Annotated in this window: 16 protein-coding genes and 2 rRNA genes (1 of these 18 cut by a window edge); 13 read left to right on the top strand and 5 right to left on the bottom strand. The window is 72.1% G+C overall.

Going from position 1 to position 21,788, the window contains the following annotated elements; all coding sequences use genetic code 11:
- From AB5J87_RS27275 to AB5J87_RS27290, 4 genes are all read left to right on the top strand, one after another.
- A 23S ribosomal RNA gene (locus tag AB5J87_RS27275) occupies positions 1–2,606 on the top strand; it begins 516 nt to the left of the window's first position.
- A 105-nt stretch (positions 2,607–2,711) separates the two neighbouring features.
- A 5S ribosomal RNA gene (rrf, locus tag AB5J87_RS27280) occupies positions 2,712–2,828 on the top strand.
- A 189-nt stretch (positions 2,829–3,017) separates the two neighbouring features.
- Positions 3,018–4,463, top strand: coding sequence for a hypothetical protein (locus AB5J87_RS27285; protein ID WP_369380181.1), 1,446 nt, complete (start codon positions 3,018–3,020; stop codon positions 4,461–4,463).
- Positions 4,445–5,251 (top strand): tetratricopeptide repeat protein, encoded by an 807-nt coding sequence (locus AB5J87_RS27290; RefSeq protein ID WP_369380182.1) that lies wholly within the window; start codon positions 4,445–4,447, stop codon positions 5,249–5,251. Before AB5J87_RS27285 ends, AB5J87_RS27290 begins: the two co-directional genes overlap by 19 nt.
- A 106-nt stretch (positions 5,252–5,357) precedes the next feature.
- Here the strand turns inward: AB5J87_RS27290 and AB5J87_RS27295 are convergent, their stop codons facing one another.
- A complete protein-coding gene (locus AB5J87_RS27295; RefSeq protein ID WP_369380183.1) occupies positions 5,358–6,665 on the bottom strand; it encodes a DUF1015 family protein in 1,308 nt (435 codons plus the stop codon).
- 71 nt (positions 6,666–6,736) lie between these two features.
- On the opposite strand from AB5J87_RS27295, the gene AB5J87_RS27300 reads away from it, so the two are divergent.
- The 4 genes from AB5J87_RS27300 to AB5J87_RS27315 all read left to right on the top strand — a co-directional run bounded on the left by AB5J87_RS27300 (position 6,737) and on the right by AB5J87_RS27315 (position 11,035).
- Positions 6,737–7,765 (top strand): HAD hydrolase-like protein, encoded by a 1,029-nt coding sequence (locus AB5J87_RS27300; protein WP_369380186.1) that lies wholly within the window; start codon positions 6,737–6,739, stop codon positions 7,763–7,765.
- A 320-nt stretch (positions 7,766–8,085) separates the two neighbouring features.
- On the top strand, positions 8,086–9,138 hold the full coding sequence (locus tag AB5J87_RS27305) for a FecCD family ABC transporter permease (RefSeq protein ID WP_369380188.1): 1,053 nt from the start codon (positions 8,086–8,088) through the stop codon (positions 9,136–9,138).
- Positions 9,135–10,163 carry a FecCD family ABC transporter permease gene (locus tag AB5J87_RS27310; RefSeq protein WP_369380190.1) on the top strand — a complete coding sequence of 343 codons (1,029 nt, stop codon included), beginning with the start codon at positions 9,135–9,137 and terminating at the stop codon, positions 10,161–10,163. Before AB5J87_RS27305 ends, AB5J87_RS27310 begins: the two co-directional genes overlap by 4 nt.
- Before the next feature lie 59 nt (positions 10,164–10,222).
- Positions 10,223–11,035 carry an ABC transporter ATP-binding protein gene (locus AB5J87_RS27315; protein ID WP_369380192.1) on the top strand — a complete coding sequence of 271 codons (813 nt, stop codon included), beginning with the start codon at positions 10,223–10,225 and terminating at the stop codon, positions 11,033–11,035.
- On the opposite strand, the gene AB5J87_RS27320 is transcribed toward AB5J87_RS27315, so the two are convergent.
- Positions 11,019–11,366, bottom strand: coding sequence for an SCP2 sterol-binding domain-containing protein (locus tag AB5J87_RS27320; RefSeq protein WP_369380193.1), 348 nt, complete (start codon positions 11,364–11,366; stop codon positions 11,019–11,021). The two genes, AB5J87_RS27315 and AB5J87_RS27320, sit on opposite strands and share 17 nt — an antisense overlap.
- A 42-nt stretch (positions 11,367–11,408) precedes the next feature.
- On the opposite strand from AB5J87_RS27320, the gene AB5J87_RS27325 reads away from it, so the two are divergent.
- From AB5J87_RS27325 to AB5J87_RS27345, 5 genes are all read left to right on the top strand, one after another.
- A complete protein-coding gene (locus AB5J87_RS27325; protein WP_369380194.1) occupies positions 11,409–11,696 on the top strand; it encodes a hypothetical protein in 288 nt (95 codons plus the stop codon).
- A gap of 7 nt (positions 11,697–11,703) precedes the next feature.
- Entirely contained in the window at positions 11,704–12,519 is an 816-nt protein-coding gene (locus AB5J87_RS27330) for a TlyA family RNA methyltransferase (protein ID WP_369380195.1), read from the top strand.
- Positions 12,520–12,524: 5 nt separating this feature from the next.
- Positions 12,525–13,466 (top strand): NAD kinase, encoded by a 942-nt coding sequence (locus AB5J87_RS27335; RefSeq protein WP_369383687.1) that lies wholly within the window; start codon positions 12,525–12,527, stop codon positions 13,464–13,466.
- 137 nt (positions 13,467–13,603) lie between these two features.
- On the top strand, positions 13,604–15,322 hold the full coding sequence (gene recN / locus AB5J87_RS27340) for a DNA repair protein RecN (protein WP_369383688.1): 1,719 nt from the start codon (positions 13,604–13,606) through the stop codon (positions 15,320–15,322).
- A 165-nt stretch (positions 15,323–15,487) separates the two neighbouring features.
- Entirely contained in the window at positions 15,488–16,579 is a 1,092-nt protein-coding gene (locus tag AB5J87_RS27345) for a glycosyltransferase family 4 protein (protein ID WP_369380197.1), read from the top strand.
- Here the strand turns inward: AB5J87_RS27345 and AB5J87_RS27350 are convergent.
- The 3 genes from AB5J87_RS27350 to AB5J87_RS27360 form a co-directional block, all read right to left on the bottom strand.
- Positions 16,567–18,201 carry a PucR family transcriptional regulator gene (locus AB5J87_RS27350; RefSeq protein ID WP_369380200.1) on the bottom strand — a complete coding sequence of 545 codons (1,635 nt, stop codon included), beginning with the start codon at positions 18,199–18,201 and terminating at the stop codon, positions 16,567–16,569. The two genes, AB5J87_RS27345 and AB5J87_RS27350, sit on opposite strands and share 13 nt — an antisense overlap.
- Before the next feature lie 74 nt (positions 18,202–18,275).
- Positions 18,276–19,655 (bottom strand): FAD-binding oxidoreductase, encoded by a 1,380-nt coding sequence (locus AB5J87_RS27355; RefSeq protein ID WP_369380203.1) that lies wholly within the window; start codon positions 19,653–19,655, stop codon positions 18,276–18,278.
- A gap of 77 nt (positions 19,656–19,732) precedes the next feature.
- A complete protein-coding gene (locus AB5J87_RS27360) occupies positions 19,733–21,535 on the bottom strand; it encodes a glycoside hydrolase family 15 protein (protein WP_369380206.1) in 1,803 nt (600 codons plus the stop codon).
- Between the last annotated feature and the right edge of the window lie 253 nt (positions 21,536–21,788).

Here is a 21,788-nt window from a genome sequence, read left to right on the forward strand (position 1 = left end):
AATATTCCCTGGTGACCGATAGCGGATAGTACCGTGAGGGAATGGTGAAAAGTACCGCGGGAGCGGAGTGAAATAGTACCTGAAACCGTGTGCCTACAAGCCGTGGGAGCGTCGCGCATTGAGTTTACTCAGTGCGTCGTGACTGCGTGCCTTTTGAAGAATGAGCCTGCGAGTTAGCGGTGTGTAGCGAGGTTAACCCGTGTGGGGAAGCCGTAGCGAAAGCGAGTCCGAACAGGGCGTTTGAGTTGCACGCTCTAGACCCGAAGCGGAGTGATCTAGCCATGGGCAGGTTGAAGCGGAGGTAAGACTTCGTGGAGGACCGAACCCACCAGGGTTGAAAACCTGGGGGATGACCTGTGGTTAGGGGTGAAAGGCCAATCAAACTCCGTGATAGCTGGTTCTCCCCGAAATGCATTTAGGTGCAGCGTCGTGTGTTTCTTGCCGGAGGTAGAGCACTGGATAGGCGATGGGCCCTACCGGGTTACTGACCTTAGCCAAACTCCGAATGCCGGTAAGTGAGAGCGCGGCAGTGAGACTGTGGGGGATAAGCTCCATGGTCGAGAGGGAAACAGCCCAGAGCATCGACTAAGGCCCCTAAGCGTACGCTAAGTGGGAAAGGATGTGGAGTCGCAGAGACAACCAGGAGGTTGGCTTAGAAGCAGCCACCCTTGAAAGAGTGCGTAATAGCTCACTGGTCAAGTGATTCCGCGCCGACAATGTAGCGGGGCTCAAGCGTACCGCCGAAGTCGTGTCATTGACGCATGAAGGGCCAACGCCCGCGTTGATGGGTAGGGGAGCGTCGTGTGCCGGGTGAAGCAGCCGCGGAAGCGAGTTGTGGACGGTTCACGAGTGAGAATGCAGGCATGAGTAGCGATACACACGTGAGAAACGTGTGCGCCGATTGACTAAGGGTTCCTGGGTCAAGCTGATCTGCCCAGGGTAAGTCGGGACCTAAGGCGAGGCCGACAGGCGTAGTCGATGGACAACCGGTTGATATTCCGGTACCCGCTTTGAAACGCCCAATATCGAATCAGGCGATGCTAAGTCCGTGAAGCCGCCCTGGAGCCTTCGGGCAAAGGGGAGTGGTGGAGCCGACGAACCAGACTTGTAGTAGGTAAGCGATGGGGTGACGCAGGAAGGTAGTCCAGCCCGGGCGGTGGTTGTCCCGGGGTAAGGGTGTAGGCGTGTGGTAGGCAAATCCGTCACACGTTAAGGCTGAGACCTGATGCCGAGCCGATTGTGGTGAAGTGGATGATCCTATGCTGTCGAGAAAAGCCTCTAGCGAGTTTCATGGCGGCCCGTACCCTAAACCGACTCAGGTGGTCAGGTAGAGAATACCGAGGCGTTCGGGTGAACTATGGTTAAGGAACTCGGCAAAATGCCCCCGTAACTTCGGGAGAAGGGGGCCATCACTGGTGATCCGATTTACTCGGTGAGCTGGGGGTGGCCGCAGAGACCAGCGAGAAGCGACTGTTTACTAAAAACACAGGTCCGTGCGAAGCCGTAAGGCGATGTATACGGACTGACGCCTGCCCGGTGCTGGAACGTTAAGGGGACCGGTTAGCTTGGATTCGTCCAGGCGAAGCTGAGAACTTAAGCGCCAGTAAACGGCGGTGGTAACTATAACCATCCTAAGGTAGCGAAATTCCTTGTCGGGTAAGTTCCGACCTGCACGAATGGCGAACGACTTCTCGACTGTCTCAACCATAGGCCCGGTGAAATTGCACTACGAGTAAAGATGCTCGTTTCGCGCAGCAGGACGGAAAGACCCCGGGACCTTTACTACAGTTTGATATTGGTGTTCGGTTCGGCTTGTGTAGGATAGGTGGGAGACTGTGAAGCTTGTACGCCAGTACAGGTGGAGTCGCCGTTGAAATACCACTCTGGTCGTGCTGGATGTCTAACCTCGGTCCGTGATCCGGATCAGGGACAGTGTCTGATGGGTAGTTTAACTGGGGCGGTTGCCTCCTAAAGAGTAACGGAGGCGCCCAAAGGTTCCCTCAGCCTGGTTGGCAATCAGGTGTTGAGTGTAAGTGCACAAGGGAGCTTGACTGTGAGACCGACGGGTCGAGCAGGGACGAAAGTCGGGACTAGTGATCCGGCGGTGGCTTGTGGAAGCGCCGTCGCTCAACGGATAAAAGGTACCCCGGGGATAACAGGCTGATCTTCCCCAAGAGTCCATATCGACGGGATGGTTTGGCACCTCGATGTCGGCTCGTCGCATCCTGGGGCTGGAGTCGGTCCCAAGGGTTGGGCTGTTCGCCCATTAAAGCGGTACGCGAGCTGGGTTTAGAACGTCGTGAGACAGTTCGGTCCCTATCCGCTGTGCGCGTAGGAGTCTTGAGAAGGGCTGTCCCTAGTACGAGAGGACCGGGACGGACGAACCTCTGGTGTGCCAGTTGTCCTGCCAAGGGCATGGCTGGTTGGCTACGTTCGGAAAGGATAACCGCTGAAAGCATCTAAGCGGGAAGCCTGCTTCGAGATGAGGACTCCCACCACCTTCGAGTGGGTAAGGCTCCCAGTAGACGACTGGGTTGATAGGCCGGATGTGGAAGCACCGTAAGGTGTGGAGCTGACCGGTACTAATAGGCCGAGGGCTTGTCCTCAGTTGCTCGCGTCCACTGTGTTAGTTCTGAAGCAACGAACAGTTGCTGGTTGAGCAGAACCCACTTAATTGAAAAGTGTGCTTGTTCGCTCGAAACCGATAGGGTTTCGGTGGTCATAGCGTTAGGGAAACGCCCGGTTACATTCCGAACCCGGAAGCTAAGCCTTTCAGCGCCGATGGTACTGCAGGGGGGACCCTGTGGGAGAGTAGGACGCCGCCGAACAATCTTTCAAAGGACCCTTGGTCCCAGCGTTCACGCTGGGACCAAGGGTCCTTTTTTGTTTTTGATTCAATTTCCCGAAGCGCGTCGGGCCGCCGACTGCGCGAGAATGACCGCAGTACCCGAAGACAGGAGTCGCACCAATGTCCACCAACTCTCCCGAGGACCGTCCGCAGCGCGAGTGGCGCAGCCGTGACGGCGGTGACAGGGGCGGCTACCGAGGCGGTCGCGACGACCGTGGCGGTCGTCCGTCCGGTGGCGGCTACGGCCGCCGCGATGACAACCGTGGTGGCGGCTCGGGTGGCGGCTTCCGCCGCGACGACCGTGCCCCCCGTCGCGACGACGACCGTCCGTCCTTCCGTCGTGACGACCGTGATGACCGTGGTGGCCGTCCCTCCGGTGGCGGCGGCTATGGCCGTCGTGACGACAACCGTGGTGGCAGCACCGGCGGTGGCTTCCGCCGTGACGACCGCCCCAGCTTCCGCGATGACCGTGGTCCCCGTCGTGACGACGACCGTGGTGGTTCCTTCCGCCGCGACGACCGGGGCGACCGCCGTGATGACCGTGGTGGCCGTCCCACTGGCGGTGGTGGCTACGGCCGCCGCGATGACAACCGTGGTGGCGGCACCGGTGGCGGCTTCCGCCGCGACGACCGTGCCCCGCGTCGCGACGACGACCGGGGTGGCTTCGGCCGTCGTGACGACAACCGTGGTGGCGGCTCGGGTGGCGGCTTCCGCCGCGACGACCGCGCGCCCCGTCGTGACGATGCCCGTCCGTCCTTCCGTCGTGACGACCGTGATGACCGTGGTGGCCGTCCCTCCGGCGGTGGCGGCTACGGCCGTCGTGACGACAACCGTGGTGGCAGCACCGGCGGCGGCTTCCGTCGCGACGACCGTCCCAGCTTCCGTGACGACCGCCGCGATGACCGTGGTCCCCGTCGTGACGACGACCGTGGTGGTTCCTTCCGCCGCGACGACCGGGGCGACCGCCGTGATGACCGTGGTGGCCGTCCCTCCGGCGGTGGCGGCTACGGCCGCCGCGATGACAACCGTGGTGGCGGCTCGGGTGGCGGCTTCCGCCGTGACGACCGCCCGAGCTTCCGTGACGACCGCCGTGACGACCGTGGCCCGCGTCGCGATGACGACCGTGGTGGTTCCTTCCGTCGTGACGACCGTGATGACCGTGGTGGCCGTCCCACCGGTGGCGGTGGCTACGGCCGTCGTGACGACAACCGAGGTGGCGGCACCGGCGGCGGCTTCCGTCGCGACGACCGTCCCAGCTTCCGTGACGACCGTGGCCCGCGCCGTGACGACGACCGTGGTGGTTCCTTCCGCCGCGACGACCGGGGCGACCGTGGTCCCCGTCGCGATGACGACCGTGGTGGTTCCTTCCGTCGTGACGACCGGCGCGACGACCGCGGTGGCTTCCGCCGTGACGACCGTGGCCCGCGCCGCGACGACGACCGGGGCGGCTACCGCGGCCGTGACGACCGCGGTGACCGCGGCGACCGCGGTGGGTTCCGCGGCGGCGACGACCGCCGTGAGCGCGACCGCGACCGCGAGCCGATCCGGCGCCTGCCGATCGACGAGGACGTCACGGGCAACGAGATCGACGAGGACGTGCACCAGGAGCTGCTGAGCCTGCCCAAGACCCTCGCCGAGGACGTAGCCCAGAACCTGGTCATGGTGGCCCGGCTGATCGACGAGGAGCCCGAGCAGGCGTACGCGTACTCGCGCATCGCGCTGCGGCTCGCCTCCCGTGTGGCGGCGGTCCGCGAGGCGGCCGGGTTCGCCGCGTACGCGACGCAGAAGTACTCCGAGGCGCTGGCCGAGTTCCGTGCCGCGCGCCGGATGACCGGGCGCGTCGAGCTGTGGCCCGTCATGGCCGACTGCGAGCGCGGCCTCGGCCGGCCGGAGCGGGCGCTGGAGATGGCCGGCGCGCCCGAGGTGCAGAAGCTCGACAAGGCGGGCCAGGTCGAGATGCGCCTGGTCGCGGCCGGTGCGCGGCGGGACATGGGGCAGCTGGACGCCGCCATCGTGACCCTGCAGAGCCCGGAGCTGGCCTCCAACTCGGTACAGCCGTGGACCCCGCGTCTGCGGTACGCGTACGCCGACGCGCTGCTCGCCGCCGGTCGCGAGGACGAGGCGCGCGAGTGGTTCGCCAAGGCGCTGGAGTCCGACAAGGACGGCGCGACCGACGCGTCGGACCGGCTGGCCGAGATGGACGGCGTGGACTTCGTGGACGCCCTCGACGAGGAGGGTGACGAGGACGCCGACCTCGCCGACGAGCGGGACGCCGAGGACGCCGCCGACGAGCCGGAGGACGCGCCCGACGCGGACGACGAGCGTGCGGACGTGGACGCCTTCGACGACGCCGACGTCGATGTCGACGACGAGGACGCCAAGGGCCGGGCCGACAAGGCGTGAGCCGTGAGTGAGTGACGAGAAGGGCGGTACCCCGGCCGGGGTACCGCCCTTCTTCATGTCCGGGGCGTCGCCGGGACCACGTCCGTGTCAGGCCCGGGGCCGTTGGTCAGGACACCGCCAGGCTGCGCAGGACCAGGCCGGTGGCGGGCTTGGGGCCGAACGACGTCGATTTGCGGGGCATGGTGACGCCCTGACGGGCGAGGTCGCGGACGACGTCCTCGCGTACGGGGTGCATGAGCACCGCCGTGCCGCCGCGCCGTTCGGCCTGCTCCACGGCGGCTGCCGTGTCGTGGATGTACATGATGTCCTCGGGCGCGTCCGGGATCCGCCAGACGTGGTCCAGGAGCGTGGAGTGCAGCACGGTGGCGTCCAGGCGCCGCCAGGCCGGGGGGCGGTCCGTGCGGATCGTCCGGGCGAGGAGGCCCTCGTCGGGGCGGTCCAGGAGGTGGAAGCGGCCGTCGCCCGCCAGCAGGAAGGCGTTGCCCGTCTCGCTCGCCTCCGCCAGCGCGTCCAGTGCGTCGGGCAGCGGCACCGCCAGCGAGCGGACGCGGAAGGCATGGGTTTCGGCCACAGCGGCGAGGGCGTCGCTGACCGGAAGCCGGTGCAGCAGACGGTGGATCGCGCGGACCCGGAGCGGATAGCGGGCGGTGTCGACGAGCAGCACCAGGCCGAAGTCCCAGGGGCCGGGGGCGGACTGTTCGGAGCGCAGCCGCAGATAGGTGGCCCAGCGGTGGTGGCCGTCGGCGATGACGGCCTGGTGGTGGGTCAGGTCCGCCTGGATCTCGGCGAGGTCGGCGGGGTCGGTGACCGCCCACAGCCGGTGGCTGTAACCGTCCTCGGTGGTCGTCGACAGGAGCGGCTCGCGGCGGACGGTGCGCTCGATGACCGCGCCCGCGCCCCTCGGCGTACTGCCGTTGGTGCCCGTGTCGCCGTGGTAGGTCAGCAGCAGCGGCTCGAAGTGGGCCGCCGTGGTCCGCATCAGGTCGGCGCGGTCCTCGACGACGTGCGGCATCACGTCCTCGTGCGGCAGCACCACGCCCTCGGCGGGCTCCGAGAGGGCCAGGGCGCCGATCAGGCCGCGCTGGAGCAGGCCGGCGCCGCGCTGTTCGTGCTGCTCGTACACGTAGAGCGCGGGCTCCGGGTCGGGGGCGAGGACGCCCTCCGAGAGCCAGTCGTCGAGGGTGAGCGCGGCCTGCTGGTGGCGGGCCGCGGGGGTGGCGGCCTGCGGGAGGATCAGCCGGACGATGTTGTACGGGTCGGCCGACTCCAGGTGGAGGAGCCCGTCGGGGCGCACCACCACGTCGTACGGCGGCGAGGTCACCGCCGCGAGGCTGCCGACGCGCTCCGGTACGTAGCGCAGCCCTCGGAAGGGGATCAGGCGCAGCCCGTCGTCCGCACGCCCTGTTGTGGTCATTGGTGCATGGTAAGTGGGGTGCGGGCATGCGCGATGATCGGGGGAGAGCATCGAGCGAGGAGTGGATGAGGATGAGCCAGCCGAGCAGGACCCGGCCGAGCGGCAGCGCGCGGGCGCTGAGCGAGGTGTACGACACGGCTCTGCTGGATCTCGACGGGGTGGTGTACGCGGGTGGTGAGGCGATCGGGCACGCGGTGGACTCGCTGGGCACCGCGCGCGAGGGCGGGATGCACCTCGCGTACGTCACCAACAACGCGCTGCGGACGCCGGACGCGGTGGCGGCGCACCTCACCGAGCTGGGGGTGCCGGCCGAGCCGGGCGATGTGATCACCTCGGCGCAGGCGGTGGCGCGGCTGATCTCCGAGCAGGTGCCGGAGGGGGCGCGGGTGCTGGTGATCGGTGGCGAGGGGCTGCGGGTGGCGCTGCGCGAGCGCGGGCTGGTGCCGGTGGAGTCGGCCGAGGACGGCCCGGCGGCGGTGGCGCAGGGGTACGGCGGGCCGGAGCTGGCGTGGGGCCGGTTCGCCGAGGCGTCGTACGCGGTTTCGGCCGGGGTGCCGTGGTTCGCGTCCAACACCGATCTGACGATCCCGAGCGGGCGCGGGATCGCGCCGGGCAACGGGGCGGCGGTGGAGGTGGTGCGGATCGCGACCGGCGCGGAGCCGCAGGTGGCGGGGAAGCCGCTGCCCCCGATGCACCGGGAGACGATCCTGCGGACGGGCGCGCGCAGGCCGCTGGTGGTGGGGGACCGGCTGGACACGGACATCGAGGGGGCGTTCAACGGCGAGGTGGACTCGCTGCTGGTGCTCACCGGGGTGACCGACGGTGCCCAGCTGCTGGCGGCCCGGCCGGAGCACCGGCCGACGTTCGTGGACGCGGATCTGCGCGGGATGCTGACCGGCCAGCCGGAAGTGGCTGAAAACGACGGTGAGTTCGGGTGCGGCGGGTGGACGGCGTCGGTGCGGGACGAGGGGCTGGTCCTGGACGGCGAGGGCGAGCCACTGGACGGGCTGCGGGCGCTGTGCGCGGCGGCGTGGACGTACGCGGGCGAGGGCGTGTGCGAGCTGGACGCGGGGAAGGTGCTGGGGCGGCTGGGGCTCTAGGGGCTGTCGTCACGCCCGGGTCCGGCCACCGGCGCGGGGCGCGGGGCCGCCCGGGTCGCGGCGCTTGGGGGCGGGCCCGGGATGAGGGGCCGCCCGGGGTGCGGGGCCGGGGGCCCGATAGCCGGACGAGGAGGCGCCCGGAGCCGGGCCCCGCGATGCCGTGCGCAGGGCCGCCCGGGGTGCGGCGCTCGGGGCTCGGGCCCGGGGCGCCGCGTGCGGGCCATGGAGCCGCCGCCCGGCCCCAGGGTCCGGGCGGCCCCGGGAACGGGGTGGGCAACGCCCCTGCCAGGGGATTGGCAGGGTAGGCTAACCTAACTTGCGTGTTGGTAGACAGCCCTCCCAAGCCGAGCGCGGCGACCTCGCCCGCGCCCCCGACCACCCGGCGGAACGCCCTGCGCGCCGCCGGACTGTTCGCAGCTGTCGGCGTGCTCGCGCTCGTGGCCGTCGCGAGCGTCGCCGTCGGCGCGAAACAGATGCCGCTCGCGGACGTCTGGCACGGGCTGTTCCACTACTCCGGCACCGCCAACGACGTCATCGTCCACGACACCCGCGTCCCGCGCACCCTGCTCGGGGTGCTCGTCGGGGCCGCGCTCGGTGTCTCCGGTGCCGTGATGCAGGCGCTCACCCGCAATCCGCTCGCCGAACCCGGCGTCCTCGGCGTCAGCGCGGGCGCGTCCGCCGCCGTGGTCTCCGCGATCAGCTTCTTCGGCGTCACCAGCCTCACCGGCTACGTGTGGTTCGCCTTCGGCGGCGCCGCCGTCGTCTCCGCGCTGGTGTACGTGCTCGGCGGCAGCCGGGCCGCCACCCCGGTCCGGCTCGCGCTCGCCGGGACGGCCGTCTCGGCCGCGCTCTACGGCTACATCAGCGCCGTGCAGCTGATGGACTCGGCCGCGCTCGACCGGCTGCGGTTCTGGTCGGTCGGCTCGCTCGCCTCCGCCAACTCCGACACCGTCACCGAGATCGCGCCGTTCGTGGTGGCCGGACTGGTGCTCGCCGCGCTGATCGCCCGGCCGCTCAACGCGATGGCGCTCGGCGACGACACCGCCCGCGCGCTGGGCGCCCACCTCACCCGTACCCGCGTCCTGTCGATGGTGACCGTCACCCTGCTGTGCGGGGCCGCGACCGCCGCGTGCGGGCCGATCGTCTTCGTCGGTCTGATGGTCCCGCACATCGTCCGGGCCCTCACCGGGCCCGACATGCGCTGGATGCTGGCGTACGCGTGTGTGCTGTCGCCCGTGCTGCTGCTCGGCTCCGACGTCGTGGGCCGGGTGATCACCCGGCCGTCCGAGCTCCAGGTCGGCATCGTCACCGCGCTCCTGGGCGGGCCCGTCTTCATCTTTCTCGTCCGCCGCAAGAGGATGGCCCAGCTGTGAAGGCACTGCGCACGCCCGGGGGTTACTCGTTCCGGGCCGACACCCGTTCGCTGGTCGTGGTGGCCGGCCTGCTGGCCGCGGCGCTCGCCGCCGGGGTGGTCCTGGTCGGCAGCGGCGACTTCGCCGTCTCGCCCCCCGACGTGATCCGCACCCTGTTCGGGCACGGCAGCGCCCAGCAGGACTTCATCATCAACGAACTGCGGCTGCCGCGCGTCCTGGTGGGGCTGCTCGTCGGGGCCGCGTTCGGGATCTCCGGCACGGTCTTCCAGTCCATCTCCCGCAATCCGCTGGGCAGTCCGGACGTCATCGGCTTCGGCCAGGGCTCGTCGGTCGGCGCGCTCGTCGTGCTCGTCTGGTTCGGCGGGAGCGCCACCCAGGTCGCGGCCGGCGCCCTGGTCGGCGGGCTCGCCACCGGCGTCGCGGTCTATCTGCTCGCCTGGAAGAAGGGCGTGCACGGCTACCGGCTCGTCCTCGTCGGCATCGGCGCCGCGGCGATGCTCACCGCCTGCATCCAGTACCTGCTCACCAAGGCCCAGCTGGTCGACGCGACCCGGGCCATGGTGTGGCTGACCGGCTCGCTCGACGGACGCGACTGGGCCCAGGTGTGGCCGCTGCTCGCGCTGTTCGCGGTGCTGGTGCCGGTGATCCTGGTGTACGTGCGTCCGCTGCGGATGCTGGAGATGGGCGACGACGCGGCGTACGCGCTCGGCGTGCCCGTCCAGCGGACCCGCACCGTGCTGATGCTGGCCGCCGTCCTGCTGAACGCGGCGGCGACCGCCGCCGCCGGCCCCATCGCCTTCGTCGCGCTCACCGCCCCGCAGCTGGCCCGCCGGCTGACCCGGGCCACCGGACCCAACGTCATGGCCTCGGCGTGCATGGGCGCGACCCTGCTGCTGGTGGCCGACTGGGCCTCCCAGCGGCTCTTCGGCGAGAGCAAGCTGCCGGTGGGCGTGGTGACCGGCGTGGTCGGCGGGATCTATCTGCTGTGGCTGCTGGTCACCGAGCGCAAGGCGGGCCGGATATGAGCCGCCCGCACCTCCCCGAACCCGGTCCGGAATCCGGTCCTTCCCCCAGGAGTACGAGCATGCAGCGCCTCAGCGCCGATTCGGTGACCCTCGGCTACGACCAGCGGGTCATCGCCAAGAACCTGTCGGTCCAGATCCCGGACCACTCGTTCACGGTGATCGTCGGCCCGAACGCCTGCGGCAAGTCGACGCTGCTGCGCGCCCTGTCCCGGATGCTGAAGCCGACCGAGGGACGGGTGCTGCTGGACGGGCAGACCATCCACGCCATGCCCGCCAAGAAGGTCGCCAAGACGCTCGGGCTGCTGCCCCAGTCCTCCATCGCCCCGGACGGGATCACCGTCGCCGACCTGGTGGCGCGCGGCCGTTACCCGCACCAGGGCCTGCTGCGGCAGTGGTCGTCCGAGGACGAGCGGATCGTCCGGGAGTCGATGGCGGCCACCGGGGTGGGCGAGCTGGGGGAGCGGTACGTCGACGAGCTGTCGGGCGGCCAGCGCCAGCGGGTGTGGATCGCGATGGCGCTCGCCCAGCAGACGCCGCTGCTGCTGCTCGACGAGCCCACCACGTTCCTGGACATCCAGCACCAGATCGAGGTCCTCGACCTGTGCTCACAGCTCCACGAGGAGCAGGGCCGCACCCTGGTGGCGGTGCTGCACGACCTCAACCAGGCGGCCCGCTACGCGACCCATCTGATCGCGATGCGCGACGGCGAGATCGTCGCGGAGGGCCCGCCCGCGAAGATCGTCACGGCGGAGCTGGTGCGGCGGGTCTTCGGGGTGCGCTGCCAGGTCATCGACGACCCGGAGACGGGCACGCCCCTGGTGGTCCCGGCGGCCCGGCAGCGGGACGCGGCGGTGCCTACAGCAGCGTCCTGAGCCGCAGCAGATCGCGGAAGCCCGCCTCCAGCCGGACCCGGCCGGTGGCCCAGGAGCGGGCGAAGTCGAGCTCGCCCGCCACCAGCGCCACCAGGTCGTCGCCGCTCATGGCGAGCCGGATCTGGGCGCGCTCGGGCGGCGGGCCCTGGAGCGTGTCGCGCACCTCGATGCGGCCGTCCTGGAGGCGGCCGGTGAAGGTGACGTCCAGATCGGTGATGTGGCAGCTCAGCGAGCGGTCGAGCGCGGCTGCGGCGTGCACGTCGCCGCGCGCCCCGGCCAGATTGTCGGAAAGCTTGTCGAGCGCCGCGCGGCACTCCTGTGTGGTCGCCATCGTGATCGACCGTACCCCAGGGCTTCGCGGTAGCGTCGTGGCATGAGCGACTTGATGCCGGAGGCGGCGGAGGCCGGCGCGGCGCCCGCCGCGGAGCCGCAGCCCGCCGGTCCGGCGCCCCTGGAGGTGCCCCGCGCCGCCACCGGCGACGCCCGGGTGGACGCGCTGGTGGAGCGGCTGGGCGACGTGGACCACCTCGGTACGGACGGACACGTCGAGGTGTACGAGGATGTACACCGGGGGCTGCGCGAGACGCTGACCGCGCTCGACGCCCGCCCGGGGCCGCCGGCCCCGTCCCCCGCACCACATCCGTACGACAACAGGAGCTGAACCGAACGTGGCAGGAGTGGCCCGCCGCCGTCTCGACGCCGAGCTGGTGCGCCGAAAGCTCGCCCGGTCCCGTGAGCACGCCGCGCAGCTGATCGCCGCCGGGCGGGTGACGGTCGGCAAGACCGTCGCCACCAAGTCCGCCACCCAGGTCGAGACCGCCGCCGCGATCCTGGTCGCCGAGGACGACAGCGACCCGGACTACGTCTCGCGCGGCGGCCACAAGCTGGCCGGGGCACTGGCCGCCTTCGTCCCGCTGGGGCTGGAGGTGGAGGGGCGCCGGGCGCTGGACGCGGGCGCCTCGACCGGTGGCTTCACGGACGTCCTGCTGCGCTCGGGCGCCGGGCACGTGGTGGCCGTGGACGTCGGCTACGGACAGCTCGCCTGGTCCCTGCAGAGCGATGAACGCGTCACCGTCAAGGACCGTACCAACGTACGGGAGTTGACGCTGGAGGCGATCGACGGCGAGCCCGTCGGCCTGGTGGTCGGCGATCTGTCGTTCATCGCGCTCGGCCTGGTGCTGCCCGCGCTGGTGCGGTGCTGCGCGCCCGACGCCGACCTGGTGCTGATGGTCAAGCCGCAGTTCGAGATCGGCAAGGAGCGGCTCGGCAGCGGCGGGGTGGTGCGCAGTCCGGAGCTGCGGGCCGAGACCGTGCGGGCGGTGGCCGGGCAGGCCGCGGCCCTCGGACTCGGTGTGCTGGGGGTCACCGCCAGCCCGCTGCCCGGGCCGTCCGGCAATGTCGAATACTTTCTGTGGCTGCGGGCGGGCGCGCCCGCGCTGGATCCGGCTGACGTCGAGCGTGCAGTGGCGGAGGGACCTCGTTGAGTTCATTGGGGAGTACGGCGAAGACGCCGGGTGGGGACGGCGCCGGGGGCGCCGGGGCACGGACCGTCTTCCTGCTCGCGCACACGGGGCGGCCCGCCGCCATCCGCAGCGCGGAGCTGGTGGTGCGGGGGCTGGTGCGCTCCGGCATCGGCGTACGGGTGCTGGAGGCCGAGGCGGTCGACATCCCGCTGCCGGAGTCCGTGGAGACCGTCAAGGAGGCCACCCCGCGGTGCCTGGACGGGTGTGAGCTGCTGATCGTGCTCGGCGGGGACGGGACGCTGCTGCGCGGCGCCGAGTTCGCGCGGGCGTCCGGGGTGCCGATGCTCGGCGTCAACCTCGGCCGGGTCGGCTTCCTCGCCGAGGCGGAGCGCGACGACCTGGACAAGGTGGTCGACCGGGTCGTGACGCGCTCCTACGAGGTCGAGGAGCGGATGACGCTCGACGTCGTCGTGCACAGCAACGGCGACGTGGTGCACACCGACTGGGCGCTCAACGAGGCCGCCGTGCAGAAGGTGTCCCCGGAGCGGATGCTGGAGGTCGTCCTGGAGATCGACGGGCGGCCGGTGACCGGGTTCGGCTGCGACGGGATCGTGTGCGCGACGCCGACCGGCTCGACCGCGTACGCCTTCTCGGCGGGCGGGCCGGTGGTGTGGCCCGAGGTCGAGGCGCTGCTGATGGTGCCGATCAGCGCCCACGCGCTGTTCGCCAAGCCGCTGGTGACGTCGCCGAGTTCGGTGCTGGCGGTGGAGGTCCAGCCGCACACGCCGCACGGGGTGCTGTGGTGCGACGGGCGGCGGACGGTGGAGCTGCCCTCGGGGGCGCGGGTGGAGGTGCGCCGGGGTGCCGTGCCGGTCCGGCTGGCCCGGCTGCACCACGCGTCCTTCACGGACCGGCTGGTGGCGAAGTTCGCGCTGCCGGTGAGCGGCTGGCGGGGCGCCCCGCACTGAGGCGCCGGCCCCCTCCGGCCCGCGGACCCCTCGATGGGGGGAAAACGGGTCAGGGGGGTCAACCCTCCGGGTGACCGCGTGGGGGGCGTCGCACACAGGGCCCGGGACCTCGTAAGGTCGGGGGCGTGTTGGAGGAGATGCGGATACGGTCGCTCGGGGTCATCGACGACGCTGTCGTCGAGCTGTCGCCCGGTTTCACCGCGGTGACGGGCGAGACCGGCGCCGGCAAGACCATGGTCGTCACCAGCCTGGGGCTGCTGCTCGGCGGGCGCGCCGACCCCGCCCTGGTGCGGATCGGCGCCAAGTCGGCGGTGGTCGAGGGGCGGATCGCGCTGCGCCCGGGCGGCACCGCGGCGATCCGCGCGGAGGAGGCCGGGGCCGAGCTCGACGAGGGCGCGCTGCTGGTCAGCCGGACCGTTTCGGCCGAGGGCCGCTCGCGGGCGTACCTGGGCGGGCGTTCCGTACCGGTCGGCGTGCTCGCGGAGCTCGCCGACGAGCTCGTCGCCGTGCACGGCCAGACCGATCAGCAGGGGCTGCTCAGGCCCGCCCGCCAGCGCGAGGCGCTCGACCGGTACGCGGGCGACGCGGTGGCCGGGCCGCTCACCAAGTACGCCGAGGCGTACCGGCGGCTGCGCGCGGTCGCCGGGGAGCTGGAGGAGCTGACCACGCGGGCGCGCGAGCGGGCGCAGGAGGCCGATCTGCTGCGGTTCGGGCTCGACGAGATCGCGGCGGTCGAGCCGCTGCCGGGCGAGGACGAGGAGCTCGCGGCGGAGGCCGGCCGGCTCGGTCACGCCGAGGCCCTGGCCTCGGCCGCCGCCCTCGCCCACGCCGCGCTCGCCGGCAACCCCGAGGATCCCGAGAGCGTCGACGCGACCACCCTGGTCGCCGGCGCCCACCGGGCCCTGGAGGCGGTCCGCTCGCACGACCCGGCGCTGGCCGCGCTCGCCGAGCGCATCGGCGAGGTGGGCATCCTGCTGGGCGATGTGGCGGGCGAGCTCGCCGGGTACGCGGACGACCTGGACGCCGATCCGCTGCGGCTGGCGGCCGTGGAGGAGCGGCGGGCCGCGCTGACCGCGCTGACCCGCAAGTACGGCGAGGACATCACGGCCGTCCTCGCCTGGGCGCAGCAGGGCGCGGCCCGGCTGACCGAACTGGACGGCGACGACGACCGGATCGGCGAGCTGACCGCGGAGCGCGACGGGCTGCGGGCCGAACTGTCGCTGCTGGCGCAGGCGTTGACGGACGCCCGCACCGAGGCCGCGGCCCGCTTCGCGGACGCGGTGACGGCCGAGCTGGCCTCGCTGGCGATGCCGCACGCGCGGGTGTCGTTCGCGGTCGGCCAGGTCGAGGACGCCGAGGGCGTCGAGGTGGACGGGCGGACGGTGGCCTACGGGCCGACCGGCGCGGACGAGGTGGAGCTGCTGCTCGCCCCGCACCCGGGCGCCCCGCCCCGGCCCATCGCCAAGGGTGCCTCGGGCGGTGAGCTCTCCCGGGTGATGCTGGCGGTCGAGGTGGTCTTCGCGGGCACCGACCCGGTCCCCACGTACCTCTTCGACGAGGTGGACGCGGGCGTCGGCGGCCGGGCGGCGGTCGAGATCGGCCGGCGGCTCGCCAAGCTGGCGAAGTCGGCGCAGGTGGTCGTGGTGACCCATCTGCCGCAGGTGGCGGCCTTCGCGGACCGTCAGCTGCTGGTGGAGAAGACCAACGACGGCACGGTCACCCGGTCCGGCGTCACCGTCCTGGAGGGCGAGGACCGGGTCCGTGAGCTCTCCCGGATGCTGGCGGGCCAGGAGGACTCCGAGACGGCCCGCGCCCATGCGGAGGAGCTGCTGGCGACCGCCCGTTCCGAGGGATAGGGCCGTCGGTCCCGGCCCGGGAGTTCACCCGTGTGGGTGGTCCCCGGGCCCGGGGTGCCGCCGTCGGCACGGAGAAACGTCAGGACGGGGGCGGAACGTCCGTACGGGCTGGCATCCTTGGCCGGGTCCACACCGGCCCACCGCCGCCCCCGGGAGCCTGTTCACGTGTCACAGCTGCGTACGGTCCAAGTGCTGGGCGGCGGCAGCGCGGGCAGCAGCGCGCATGTGCGCTCGCTGGCGGCGGGTCTCGCCGCGCGGGGCGTGCGGGTCACCGTGTGCGCCCCGGCGGCCCTTGAGCGCGAGTTCGACTTCACCGGCGCGGGCGCGCACTTCGTGCCGGTGCCCCGGCGCGGTGACCCGGTGGCGATCGCCGCGCTGCGGGCGGTCTGCGCGGGCGCGGACGTGGTGCACGCGCACGGGGCGCACGCGGCCGTGCGCGGCGCCCTCGCCCTCGGCGGGCGGCGCGGCGTCCCCCTCGTCGTCACCTGGCACTCCCTGGGCACCCCGCGGCACGCCGACGGCCCGCGCGGGCAGATGCTGCGGATGCTGGAGCGGCGGGCGGTGCGGGCCGCCGCCGTGGTGCTCGGCACCTCCTCCGACCTGGTCGACCGGGCGCGGCGGCACGGCGCCCGGGACGCCCGGCTCGCCGCGGTCGCGGTGCCCGGCCCGCGCGTCCCGGCCGGGGACGGCAAGGCGCGGGCCGAACTGGGCGCGGTGGACCGGCCGCTGCTGATGGCCGTGGGCAGCCTGGTCGGGCACCGGGGGTACGGGGTGCTCCTGGACGCCGCGCACCACTGGCGCGGGCTCGACCCCGTACCGCTGCTCGCGATCGCGGGGGAGGGGCCGGAGCGGGCCGCGCTCCAGCGGCGCATCGAGGCCGAGGCGCTGCCGGTGAAGCTGCTCGGGCGGCGCGACGACGTCACCGAACTGCTCGCCTGCGCCGATGTGGCGGTCCTCGCCAGCCGCTGGGAGGGGCGCTCGCTGCTGGCCCAGGAGGCGCTGCGGCTGGGCGTGCCGCTGGTGGCGACGGCCGTGGGCGGGGTGCCCGAGCTGGTCGGGGACGCCGCCGAGCTCGTGCCGTACGGGGACGCGGGCGCGCTCGCGGGGGCGGTGACGGCCCTGCTGGGCGACCCCGGGCGGCGCCGGGAGCTGGCCCGGGCCGGGCTCGTCCAGGCGGCCGACTGGCCCACCGAGGACGAGACGGTGGCCCAGGTGCTCAGCGTCTACGACGAGTTGACGCAGCGTCAGGCGACGTGACGGCGGGCCCGCAGGGCCAGGGACAGCGCCAGAACGGTCTGCGGGTCGTCCAGATCGGTGCCGAGCAGCTCCGAGATCCGGGCCAGCCGGTTGTAGAGCGTCTGGCGGTTCAGATGCAGCTCGCGGGCGGTCTCCGCCTTGCGGCCCGCGTGCGCCAGATAGGTCTCCAGGGTGGGCAGCAGCGGCGGGCGCGAGGCCGCGTCGTGGGCGCGCAGCGGGCCGATCGCCCGTTCCACGAAGGCCGCCAGGTCCGGGTGCTCGCGCAGCCGCCACAGCAGCAGGTCGATGTCCAGGCGCCGGGCGTCGTACCAGGGGCGCTCCGGCAGGCCCTGGGCCGCCGCGGCCGTCTCCGCCGCGTGCCGCAGCCCCGCCGAGGCCGCCGCCCAGCCGCCCGCCGCCGCGACCACCACCACCGGCTGCGCCCCGGCCCGGGCCAGCCCGGCCCGCTCCACGCCCGCCCGCAGCGCCGCCGCCACCCGGTCGGCCACCGCCGTGCGCTCGGTCTCGGTGCGCAGCCCGAGCAGCAGCGGCACCCGGCCCTCCACCGGCCGCACGCCGAGCAGCACCGGCACCCCCACCGACGCCAGCTCCTCCAGGACCGCGCGGGCCAGCACCGCCCAGTTGCCGGTGGGGGAGGAGCCCGACAGGTCCGAGGCCAGCCGCATCACCACCGGCAGCAGCGGGCCCTCGCCCGGCCGGAAGCCCAGCACCTTCGCCTGCCCCGGCGCGTCCTCGGCGCCGATCCGGCCCTCGGCGAGGTCGGTGAGGAAGTCGCCGCGCCCGCGCGCGGCCAGCTCCTCCTCCTGGCGCGCCTGCATCAGCACCACCGCGAGGATGCCCGCCGCCCGCTCGGCCGCCATCCGGTGCACCGGCAGCAGCGGCGAGGCGACCGCGAGCAGCACCATCCGGGCCCGGACCGCGCCGGCGCCGTGGCCGCCGCCGGGCACGTCCACCAGGACCGCCCCGGACGGCGGGCCCGCCTCGCGGGACTCGCGCTGGCCGCGCAGCCCCTCCCACACCTGGAGCGGATCCGCGCCCGCGCCGCCCGCCCCGCACGCCGCCGCGTACAGGAGCTGGCCGTCGGGGGTCTCCAGGAACACCGGGTTGCCGGTGAAGTCGGCGAGGATCGACAGGACCTGCGGCACCCCGCCGCCCGAGAGCAGCGCCCCGGTACACCGCCGGTGCACCTCCTCGGCCCGCTGGAGCAGCGCGTAGTGGCCGTTGACGATCTCGGTGTGGATCTCCTCGGTGACCGTCACGAACGGCACCTCGCGGTGGAGCGCGACCAGCGGCAGCCCGGCCGCCCGCGCGGTGTCCACCAAGGTGGCGGGCAGCCTGCTGAAGCGCGGGCCGAGCTCGACCACCAGGGCGGCGATGCCGCGCTCGGCGAGCCGCGTCACGAAGGCGCGCTGCTCGGCGGGGCGGGTGCCCAGGCCCAGGCCGGTGGTCAGCAGCAGCTCGCCGCCCTTGAGCAGCGAGGCCATGTTGGGGACCTCGCCCGCGTGCACCCAGCGCACGGTCCGGCCGAGCCGGTCGGCGCCCGCCACCACTTCGGGCAGTCCGCCGCGCAGCCCCGGCAGCTCCAGCGCCCGCTGCACGGTGATCCCGCCCTGGGTGTCCAATGGGGTTCACCTCGTGATGTGTCGTACCGGACCGCGTGATGCCGGTCACGGTACGACACCCGTGCGCCTCTCGGTCAGGCCGGGGCGATGTTGTGGTTGTAGCGGAAGACGTTGTCGGGGTCGTAGCTCCGTTTCACCTCGGCGAGCCGGTGGTAGTTCGCCTCCCCGAGTCCGGCGATCACCCGGTCGTGGCCCTCCTCGCCGATGAAGTTGAGGTAGACCGCGCCCGTGGACCAGGGCCGGACGTCGGCGCGGACGTCCCTCACCCACTGGGCGCAGCGCTCGTCGTCCGCCGGGTCCGCCCAGATCGCGAACGGGTGCACGGCCCACGGCGCGTCGCGGTAGGGCACCGGGTACGCGGACGGGCCGTCGGCGACGGCGCCGCCCAGCGGGAACAGCACGTGCTGGACCGTGGGCGCCGGGAGGCTGTCGGCGCGGGCGCAGAACACGTCGACCAGCTCGTCGGGCAGCCCGGTCAGGTACTCGGCCGACCAGTGGTTGCGCATCCCCGGCGGGTCGTCGAGCATGCACTGCATCTGCGGGTACGGCAGGTCGGTGAGGACCTCGGCCTCGTGCGGCAGCGCGAGCAGCGGCTGGGCGAGCTTGGTGAGTTCGTCGGCCGGGCCCGCGTACGTCACCAGGGCGCCGGCGAGCAGCTCGCCGACCAGGTGCTCGGGGACGAACTCCTCGGGCGGTCCGGTGAGGTAGATGACCCCGCCGCTCGCCTCGGGCGGCCCGGTCTCGATCAGCTCCCGGTAGACGCGCGTCACCTCGGGGCCCCGGTCGGGCCGGTAGAGCAGCAGCGCCATCGAGAACGCCGGCAGTTCGTGCAGGCGCAGGGTGAGGGAGGTGGCGACGCCGAAGTTGCCGCCGCCGCCGTGCAGCGCCCAGAACAGCTCGGGGTTCTCCTCGGCGGTGGCGGTCACCGACGTGCCGTCGGCGGTGACCAGGTCGACGCCGAGGAGGTTGTCGACGGCCAGCCCGAAGGCCCGGTCCAGCCAGCCCGAGCCGCCGCCGAGGACGAAGCCGCCGACGCCGGTGGTGGAGGCCCGGCCGCCGGTGGTGGCGAGGCCGTGGGGCGCGGTGGCCCGGTCGAGGTCGCTCATGGTGGCGCCGCCCTGGATCCGTACGGCGCGGGCGGCGGGGTGGACGGTCACCTCGCGCATCCGGCGCAGGTCGATGACGAGCCCGTTGTCGTTGACGGCCTGGCCGGAGACGCTGTGGCCGCCGCCCCGGACGGCGATCTTCAGATCGAGCGCGCGGCCGAAGCGCACGGCCGTGGCCACGTCCGCCTCGGACTCGCACTGGGCGATCACGGCGGGGTGCCGGTCGATCATGGCGTTGAAGACCTGCCGGGCCCCGTCGTATCCCGGGTCGCCCGGTGCGAAGACCTCGCCGGAGAGGTCTTCGCGGAGCTCGACCAGGGCCGTGCCCGCCTTGGAGGGGGAGGTCATGATGCCCCCCTTTCGGAGGGGAACAGGACAATTCCACTGTAGGCGGGCACCCACCCGGGGGCGCGGCGAACCGGGCGCTAGCCCCCGTACGCCCCCGAGGCCGTGAGCCGCAGGGCCGTGTCGATCAGCGGGACGTGGCTGAACGCCTGCGGGAAGTTGCCCACCTGGCGCTGGAGCCGCGGGTCCCACTCCTCGGCGAGCAGTCCCAGGTCGTTGCGGAGCGCCAGCAGCTTCTCGAAGAGCCTGCGGGCCTCGTCCACCCGGCCGATCATGGCCAGGTCGTCCGCCAGCCAGAACGAGCAGGCCAGGAACGCGCCCTCGTCGCCCTCCAGGCCGTCGCAGCCCGCCTCCTCGCCCGCCGTCGGATAGCGCAGGATGAACCCGTCGGGCGTGGACAGCTCGCGCTGGATCGCCTCGATGGTGCCGATGACCCGCTTGTCGTCCGGCGGCAGGAAGCCCATCTGGGGGATCAGCAGCAGGGAGGCGTCCAGCTCCTTCGAGCCGTACGACTGGGTGAAGGTGTTGCGCTCCTTGTCGTACCCCTTCTCGCAGACGTCGCGGTGGATGTCGTCGCGCAGCTGGCGCCACTTCTCCAGCGGCCCGTCCGCGTCGCCCGACTCGATCAGCTTGATGGTGCGGTCCACCGCGACCCAGGCCATCACCTTGGAGTGCACGAAGTGGCGGCGCGGGCCGCGCACCTCCCAGATGCCCTCGTCCGGCTCGTCCCAGTGGTCCTCCAGATAGCTGATCAGCTTCAGCTGGAGCAGCGAGGCGTAGTCGTTGCGGGCCAGGCCCGTCATATGGGCCAGGTGCAGGGCCTCGGTGACCTCGCCGTACACGTCCAGCTGGAGCTGGTGGGCCGCGCCGTTGCCGACCCGGACCGGCGCCGAGTTCTCGTACCCCGGCAGCCAGTCCAGCTCCGCCTCGCCCAGCTCGCGCTCGCCCGCGATCCCGTACATGATCTGCAGGTTCTCGGGGTCCCCGGCGACCGCCCGCAGCAGCCACTCCCGCCAGGCGCGGGCCTCCTCGCGATAGCCGGTGCGCAGCAGCGAGGAGAGGGTGATGGCGGCGTCGCGCAGCCAGGTGTAGCGGTAGTCCCAGTTGCGCGAACCGCCGATGTCCTCCGGCAGCGAGGTGGTCGGCGCGGCGACGATTCCGCCGGTCGGGGCATAGGTGAGGGCCTTGAGCGTGATCAGCGAGCGGACCACGGCCTCCCGGTAGGGCCCGTGGTACGTGCCGTGCTCGACCCACTCGCGCCAGAAGTCCTCGGTCGCCGTCAGGGCCGCCTCCGGCTCGGGGAGCGCGGGCTGCTCCCGGTGCGAGGGCTGCCAGCTGATGGTGAAGGCGATCCGCTCACCGGGCGAGACGGTGAAGTCGGCGTAGGTGGTGAGGTTCTTGCCGTAGGTGTCCACCGGCGTGTCCAGCCACACCGAGTCCGGCCCGGCCACCGCGACCGTGCGGTTGTCGACCTTGTGGACCCAGGGCACGACACGCCCGTAGCTGAAGCGCATCCGCAGGGCGCTGCGCATCGGCACCCGGCCGCTGACGCCCTCCACGATCCGGATCAGCTGCGGCGCGCCGTCGCGCGGCGGCATGAAGTCGGTCACGCGGACCGTGCCGCGCGGGGTGTCCCACTCCGACTCCAGGATCAGGGAGTCGCCCCGGTAGCGGCGCCGGTCCGCCCGGGGTGGCGGCGCGTCGGCCGCGTGGGCCGGGCCGATCCGCCAGAAGCCGTGTTCATCGGTGCCCAGCAGTCCCGCGAAGACGGCGTGCGAGTCGAAGCGTGGCAGGCACAACCAGTCCGTCGTGCCGTCCCGGCAGACCAGCGCTGCGGTCTGCATGTCTCCGATGAGTGCGTAATCCTCGATGCGCCCGGCCACGTGCAATCTCCAGTCGAACGGCCACGTCCGCCCCGCGGGGCGCTTACTACTGCTGCGACTGCGGTCAAGGGAACGCCAACGAGCGCATGTTGTGGGTGACGGCCGGGGTGGTGCCGTGCTACCAGCGGCTCGGCGGCGAGTGTCCGAGCAGGATACGACGCACGTGGGTGATCCGCCGATGCCTTCCGGCAACGCCACTGGGCCGTATGGGTGACAGGTGTACACAGGGGTGCCCGGGCGTGTGCGGAGCGTG

The sequence above is a fragment of the Streptomyces sp. cg36 genome (assembly GCF_041080675.1).
GTDB lineage: Bacteria > Actinomycetota > Actinomycetes > Streptomycetales > Streptomycetaceae > Streptomyces.